At 71.3% G+C, this 6,517-nt stretch carries 7 protein-coding genes and 1 pseudogene; 3 read left to right on the top strand and 5 right to left on the bottom strand.

Annotated features, from left to right (window positions below; translation table 11 throughout):
• Positions 1–49: 49 nt before the first annotated feature.
• The 5 genes and pseudogenes from ACIPK3_RS26800 to ACIPK3_RS26820 form a co-directional block, all read right to left on the bottom strand.
• Complete coding sequence (locus ACIPK3_RS26800) at positions 50–706, bottom strand: response regulator (RefSeq protein WP_402573634.1); 657 nt, start codon at positions 704–706, stop codon at positions 50–52.
• Positions 703–1,992 (bottom strand): sensor histidine kinase, encoded by a 1,290-nt coding sequence (locus ACIPK3_RS26805; RefSeq protein WP_402573636.1) that lies wholly within the window; start codon positions 1,990–1,992, stop codon positions 703–705. Before ACIPK3_RS26805 ends, ACIPK3_RS26800 begins: the two co-directional genes overlap by 4 nt.
• Positions 1,989–2,972 (bottom strand): hypothetical protein, encoded by a 984-nt coding sequence (locus ACIPK3_RS26810; RefSeq protein WP_402573638.1) that lies wholly within the window; start codon positions 2,970–2,972, stop codon positions 1,989–1,991. Before ACIPK3_RS26810 ends, ACIPK3_RS26805 begins: the two co-directional genes overlap by 4 nt.
• A gap of 150 nt (positions 2,973–3,122) precedes the next feature.
• On the bottom strand, positions 3,123–3,479 hold the full coding sequence (locus ACIPK3_RS26815; protein WP_402573640.1) for an antibiotic biosynthesis monooxygenase family protein: 357 nt from the start codon (positions 3,477–3,479) through the stop codon (positions 3,123–3,125).
• 226 nt (positions 3,480–3,705) lie between these two features.
• Positions 3,706–4,309, bottom strand: a pseudogene (locus ACIPK3_RS26820) (GNAT family N-acetyltransferase).
• 169 nt (positions 4,310–4,478) lie between these two features.
• Here ACIPK3_RS26820 and ACIPK3_RS26825 point away from each other — a divergent pair.
• From ACIPK3_RS26825 to ACIPK3_RS26835, 3 genes are all read left to right on the top strand, one after another.
• Complete coding sequence (locus ACIPK3_RS26825) at positions 4,479–5,126, top strand: superoxide dismutase (protein ID WP_402573642.1); 648 nt, start codon at positions 4,479–4,481, stop codon at positions 5,124–5,126.
• Positions 5,127–5,252: 126 nt separating this feature from the next.
• Positions 5,253–5,858 carry a beta-propeller fold lactonase family protein gene (locus tag ACIPK3_RS26830; protein ID WP_402573644.1) on the top strand — a complete coding sequence of 202 codons (606 nt, stop codon included), beginning with the start codon at positions 5,253–5,255 and terminating at the stop codon, positions 5,856–5,858.
• 54 nt (positions 5,859–5,912) lie between these two features.
• Entirely contained in the window at positions 5,913–6,365 is a 453-nt protein-coding gene (locus ACIPK3_RS26835; protein WP_402573646.1) for a cupin domain-containing protein, read from the top strand.
• Positions 6,366–6,517: the final 152 nt, after the last annotated feature.

The raw sequence follows: 6,517 nt of genomic DNA on the forward strand, positions 1-6,517 counted from the left end.
CCGGAGACCCGGGCCGAAGAACGCGCTCGCGCTGACCTGGTGGGCCGCCTCACCCCTCCGGGACGATGAACCCCGACTCGTACGCCGCGATCACGGCCTGGGTGCGGTCACGCGTGCCGGTCTTCGCCAGTACCGCCGCCACATGGCTCTTCGCCGTCGCGTGGCCGACCTCCAGCCGTCGCCCGATCTCCGCGTTCGTCAGCCCCTTGGCCATCAGCCGCAGCACCTCCGCCTCGCGCTCCGTCAGCCGCGCCGCCCACACCGGCGGCCCGGGGGCGTGCCGGGCGTGGGCGGCGGCGAGGCCGCGCAGCGCGGCCGGGTACAGCAGCGAGTCGCTGCGCGCCACCAGCCGCACCGCCGCCACCAGGTCCGGCGCACCCGCCCGTTTGAGCAGGAAGCCCGCGGCACCGGCCCGCAGGGCGTCGTACACGTAGGAGTCGTTCTCGAAGGTCGTCACGACCACGATCCGCGGCGCCGGGTCCATGGTGGCGAGGATCTGCTCGGTGGCGCGGATGCCGTCCGCCTCGGGCATCCGCACGTCCATCAGCACCACATCGGGCCGCAGCCGCCGTACCAGTGACACCGCCTCCGCTCCCGTAGCCGCCTCGCCGACCACTTCCATGTCCGGTTCGGCGGCGAGGATCACCCGCAGCGCGGTGCGGACCATCCGCTCGTCGTCGGCCACGACGACTCGGATCGTGCTCATCGCGCACCGGCCAGCGGGAGCCGTGCGGTCAGCAGCCACACACCGTCACGGGGGCCCGCCTCGGCATGGCCGCCGTGCTGCGCGGCCCGTTCGGAGATCCCGCGCAGTCCACGGCCGCCGCCCGGCCGGACCGGCGGCCGCCGGTCTCGAAGCGGGTTCTCGATGGTGATCCGCAAGGTGCCGTCCTCCCGTGCGATGTGCAGCGACACGGGCCGGCGAACTCCCCGTGGCGGCCCGGTGCCGCCGTGGCCGCCGTGCCGTTGGGCGTTGCTGAGGCCCTCCTGCACGATGCGGTACGCGTCACGCGAGACCCGGTCCGGGACGCGCGTGAGATCGGCGTCGAGTTCGTAGGCGACCGTCAGCCCACAGTGTCCGAGCAGGGGTTCCAAGGACTCCAGGGTGGGTCCGGTGAGGGCGCCGGGCCCGTCGGGGTCGTCGTCCTGGCGGAGCAGTCCCAGCACATCGTCGAGTTCGCCGACCGTACGGCGCGTCGTCTGCTCGATGGCGGCCAGTGCCTCCCGTACGAAGGTCCGGTCATCCGATGCGTCGCTGTCCAGGATCCTGAGCGCGGCTCCTGCCTGAAGGGTCACTGCGCTCAGCGCGTGCCCCACCGAGTCGTGCAACTCGCGGGCCAGCCGGTTGCGCGCGGCCAGCTCCGCCGCGCGCCGCTCGGCCTGCGCCACCCGGTCGGCGGGCGTCGGCCCCAGCAGCGCCGGTGCCAGGCGCGCCAGCAACGCGCCGGCCGCCGCCGCGCAGACGGCCAACGCGAGCAGCATCGCGGCTCCGACGAACGGCGCCAGCGCCATCACCCAGGGCCGGTCGAGCGACGCGGGCACCCGCAGCCACGCACGGATCGTGGCGGACAGCGGCAGCAGCGCCGTGGTCACGGCGAACGGCGGAAGGGCCAGTGACGCCCCGCTGACCAGCCCGCCCACACCGATGTGCAGCGTGAACCAGCCCGCCGTGCGCAGTCTGGCCGCCCGCGAGACCGCCGGGCCGTCCGCGAGGAGCTCCGGCGCCACCCCGCACAACGCCCGGGCGGCGGCCACCGACATGGGCCGGGTCGGCGGGAACAGCGCGGTCGCCGAGGCCGGCGGAAGGGCGACGGCGTACGCCCCGAACTGGGCGGCGAGCGATCCACCGAAGAGGTCGTCCGCCCCGAGCAGCGGTCCCACCACGACCATGCCGAGCAGCCAGTACGGCATCAGAAGGGCGCCGCCCAGGATCAGATGCGCCCATCGCCGCCGCGTCCGCGAGCCGAACAGGGCCCCGAGAACGCGTCTCACGCGCCACGCCGGCGCAGCACGGCGGACGTGCAGACGATCACCAGCAGGCCCACGGTCATGCTGACAGCGTAGGACAGCGTCGCCAACTGCGAAGTACGCGGGCCGTGTTCGGCGCCCGGCAGTACCGCGGCGATCAGCAGCCAGGCACCCCAACAGCCGGCCGCGCCCGAACCCAGCCAGGCCATGCCCAGCGGTAGTCGCACCGGAACGGTGTGACCGCGGCGGAGGACGAGCATCAGTACACCGGCGACCGCGGCGACGGGATACAGGGCGTCGAGTATCTGGAGGGCAGGGAAGTCGGGCCCCCGCCCGGCCGCTTGGGCACCGGTGAGACCGGTCGTCGCGCCGAGCGCCCAGAGTATGTGCAGCACCGCGGGGAACAGTGCGAGCACGGCTGCGGCCACGGCAGTCGCCCTCAGCCAGGCACTGCCGTCGGGCAGGTCCCTGGTCCGGCCCCGCCACAGATGCCCCCAGCGCTCACGGGCGTACCGCACGAACAGCGCTCCGAGTGCGAGACCCTGCACGATGAAACCGGTGTACACGACGCCGAAGACCCATGGGCGCAGGAACTCCCCACCCCCGTCGGCCGCTGGACCTGATTCACCGGTCACGCCCTTGAGGAGGAGCTGGACCGGGAAGCCCACCATGATCGGCAGGAGCAGACCTCCCGCGCCCCACATGGGCACGGCGAGCAGCCAGGACGGTACACGTCTGCCCCATGGCCGGGTGAGCAGCAGGGCCAGGACGATGACGGCACTGTCCATCACCACGGTCACGCTGTTCGCGACGACCATCAGCGCACGATGCCGCAGCAACAGACTTCCCGCGGGTATGCCGACCGGACTTCCCGCGATCCAGGCGGCCTTGAGCCCGAGGTAGGGCAGACAGGAGGCGATGGCGACGGCCCGGAGAACCCCGGCCGCCCGGCGGGGCGGCGCGGGAGAGGCCTCGATCACGGCGGTGAGTGGCATGCGTGTCATGACGACCACCCTCGCGGCCCGCACCTCCAGGACACCTCCTGCCCGAAGACGAACCGCATCCGCCGCGCGGCGGAGGACCAGGTCAGCGGCATCACCGCACAGGTCCCGAAGGCCAGTTCGTGGCCGGCCGGTGTGGAAGGGCTCCGGGCGTCAGGCCGCTCCGGCGTCCGGGGCTGCCGGGAGATGGGTCGACCGTACCTTGAAGAGGCGGGGTTGGACGTTGGTCGCGATCTTCTCGGCCTGGTCCATGTGGACGCGAGCCTCGGGGTTGGCGAGCATCGCGTGGTAGTGCTCCTCCGTCTCCCACTGCGCGTAGTTGATCACGCGTTCGCCGTCGAGGGAGGCATGGAAGTTGGCGCGGACGAAGCCGGGTTGGCGCTTCATCGTCTCCTCCGTGGCGCGGACGAGCAGCTCGAGCAGCTCGTCCTGCCGGTCGGGGGACACCGTGAAGACGTTGATCAGTGTGGCCACGGGGCGGGTCGTGTCGACCTGGACGGTAACAGTCATGGATTTATTGGTCCCCTTACCGGTGGCGGTGCTGTCGCATGCGGCCGCTCATTCCCCCGATCGGAGGCCGGTCGCAGGTGCTCGGCGGCCGACGGGGCGGCAACTGGCCATTATCGGAAGCTGGGTTGCCATGCCCAGCGGTCGCTCTCAGGTGTCCGCCGGTCTGTGGCCGCGTCGTTGGCCGACCGGAGACGCTGCGGACGGTCACCGGCAACTGGTAGAGGGCTCAACTCCCTTGGGGCAGCTGCTGAAGAGGTGGTCCAGAGTGGTCCTGGAGGAGGACGGCGGCCAGCGGGCGGGCGGGATGCCGGGGCCCGAGGAAGACCGCGACGCCGTGGCCGTCGGGGGACGGGTGGGTGGCCTGGGTCCAGCCCTGGCGACGGTAGAAGGCCATGGCCCGGGACGACCGGAGGGAGGTGAGGAGCCAGGTCCGGCCGTCGGGCGCGTCCTTGGTCACCGACTCCAGCAGTCCGGCGGCTGTTCCGGTGCCGCGGAAGGAGGGGCGTATCGCGAGCTCATCGATCTCGCGTGCGCCGCACAGCCGGTCCATGGTGCGGCTCCGGCCGAGTCCGGCAGCGGCCTGCGGGTAGCACCGGTCGGTCGGGAAGGGGGTGGGGGTGGTCCAGGCGGTGGCGAAGCCCGCGATGCCGCGACCGTCGAAGGCGAGCGCGGCGGTGAAGCCGGGACGCCCCGCGTTGAACGGGAGTCGCGCGACGAACGCGTCCACCCGGTCCTCGGCCTCGTTCCAGGGCGGCGCGCAGCGCGTAGACGGAGCGGAGGGCCGTGCTGTGGGCGAGCACGGAGTCGTGCGTGACGACACGGATGTCCATCAGGCCGCCACGACACCTTCCTGCGTTTAATGAGTTGTTGCTAGTAGTGTGCAATAAGCCCGGTCGGGTGTGAACCCCGACTCGGCCGGAACGGTGATCGCCCAGGCGACACTCTTGCTGCTAGCTTGCAGCTGCACATAGTTCGCAATAATGTCGGAGGATGTTGGACATGGCGCCTTACACGCTCCCGGAGCTCCCGTACGACTACTCGGCGCTCGCCCCCGTGATCAGCCCGGAGATCATCGAGCTGCACCACGACAAGCACCACGCGGCGTACGTGAAGGGCGCCAACGACACGGTCGAGCAGCTCGCGGAGGCGCGGGACAAGGAATCGTGGGGTTCGATCAACGGCCTGGAGAAGAACCTGGCCTTCCACCTTTCCGGGCACATCCTGCACAGCATCTACTGGCAGAACATGACCGGCCCCAAGGACGGTGGCGGTGAGCCGCTGGCCCAGGACGGCGTCGGCGACCTGGCGGACGCGATCACCGAGTCCTTCGGTTCGTTCGCCGGTTTCAAGGGTCAGCTGACCAAGGCCGCGGCCACCACCCAGGGTTCGGGCTGGGGCGTCCTCGCCTACGAGCCGCTGAGCGGCCGGCTGATCGTCGAGCAGGTCTACGACCACCAGGGCAACGTCGGCCAGGGCTCCACCCCGATCCTGGTCTTCGACGCCTGGGAGCACGCCTTCTACCTCCAGTACAAGAACCAGAAGGTCGACTTCATCGACGCGATGTGGGCCGTCGTCAACTGGCAGGACGTGGCCAGGCGCTACGCCGCCGCGAAGGAGCGGGGCGACAGCCTGCTGCTCCGCCCCTGACGGCTCGGGTGCACAGATGTCCTGCCCGTGATCGTCTTCTCACCCTTCACCGGCAGGCGCACAACGAAGGGCTCCCGTCGGCGACCTGCCGGCGGGAGCCCTTCCGTCGGACCTGGTGGTCTCCGGATGTTCGCGGGACGCTTGCCCCAGTCCCCGGCAAGCGCCGCGCCGTCGAACGGCAGGTCCTACGCGTACATCAGCAACTTCGTCAGCAACTCCGTTTCCGTCTTCGACACCACCGATCCGAGCGCCGCGGTGCCGGGCAGCCCGATCTCCGTGGGCAGCGGCCCGATCGGTCTGGCTGTCTCGCCGCGTGGTGGCGAGCTCTACGTCGCCATCAACAGCACCGACTCGGTGGCGATCATCGACACCGCCACCAACACCGTCAGCGGCAGCATCGGCGTCGGCGACCACCCGGTCGGTGTGACGTTCACCCCCAACGGCCGCAAGGCCTACGTCAGCAACCAGGGTGACGACACGTTGTCCGTGATCGACGTCGCCACGGGCACCGTCACCGAGACCGTGGCACTCGGCCAGACCCCCGGTGAGATGATGGGCATCACCCCCGACGGTTCCCGGGCCTTCGTGGCGAACCAGTCGGCGAACACCACCTCGGTGATCCGGACCTCCGACGACACTGTTCTGCAGACCGTCGCGACCGGCCAGCAGCCGACGGAGGTGGCGATCGGTACCGTGCAGAGGGATGACGACAGCTGCGGCTGCGGACGGTGACATCCCGCTGACGTCGACCGGCAGGCGCCCGGTCCGGTGAAAGGGAAGTGATCGATGGTCGGTCCGCGACTGCCCGAGACCGCTCGGCTGCTCGGTATGAGCAGGCACCCGGAAGGGGGCTGGTACAAGGAGACCTGGCGCAGCGACACCACGGTGCATCCGGAGGGCTACCCGGGCAGCCGCCCCGTCTGCACGGCCATCTACTTCCTTCTGCTCCCCGGTGAGGAGTCCCGCTGGCACACGGTGCGATCGCCGGAGCTGTGGCTGTGGCACAGCGGCAGTCCGCTGCGTCTCCGGCTGGGAGGGACCAGGGAGGAGCCGAGCGCGAGCCCCTCGACAGTGGTCCTGGGCCCTGATGTCGCGAACGGACAGCACCCGCAGGCTCTCGTCCCGGCGGGGTGCTGGCAGTCCGCCGAACCGGCGGGCGACGACGAGGTGTTGGTGAGCTGCGTGGTTTCGCCGGGGTTTCACTTCGACGACTTCCACCTGCTGTCGACTGACGGCTGACCGGCTCCCGACCCGCGGGGGGGGGGCCCCGGGGGGGGGGGCCCCCCCGGGGGGGGGGGGGGGGCCCGCCCCGGGACACCCCGGGGGGGTGGGGCGGGGGTTACACCCCCCCCAACCAACCCCCCACCCCAAACACCCCGGCGCCCCCCCGG

This window comes from Streptomyces sp. NPDC086787 (genome assembly GCF_044745865.1).
Classification (GTDB): Bacteria; Actinomycetota; Actinomycetes; order Streptomycetales; family Streptomycetaceae; genus Streptomyces.

Excerpts from the sequence above, each read along its gene's own strand:
- ACIPK3_RS26815 (WP_402573640.1), bottom strand. The coding sequence starts at position 3,479 with ATGACTGTTACCGTCCAGGTCGACACGACCCGCCCCGTGGCCACACTG.
- ACIPK3_RS26810 (WP_402573638.1), bottom strand. The coding sequence starts at position 2,972 with ATGACACGCATGCCACTCACCGCCGTGATCGAGGCCTCTCCCGCGCCG.
- ACIPK3_RS26835 (WP_402573646.1), top strand. The coding sequence starts at position 5,913 with ATGGTCGGTCCGCGACTGCCCGAGACCGCTCGGCTGCTCGGTATGAGC.
- ACIPK3_RS26800 (WP_402573634.1), bottom strand. The coding sequence starts at position 706 with ATGAGCACGATCCGAGTCGTCGTGGCCGACGACGAGCGGATGGTCCGC.
- ACIPK3_RS26830 (WP_402573644.1), top strand. The coding sequence starts at position 5,253 with ATGTTCGCGGGACGCTTGCCCCAGTCCCCGGCAAGCGCCGCGCCGTCG.
- ACIPK3_RS26825 (WP_402573642.1), top strand. The coding sequence starts at position 4,479 with ATGGCGCCTTACACGCTCCCGGAGCTCCCGTACGACTACTCGGCGCTC.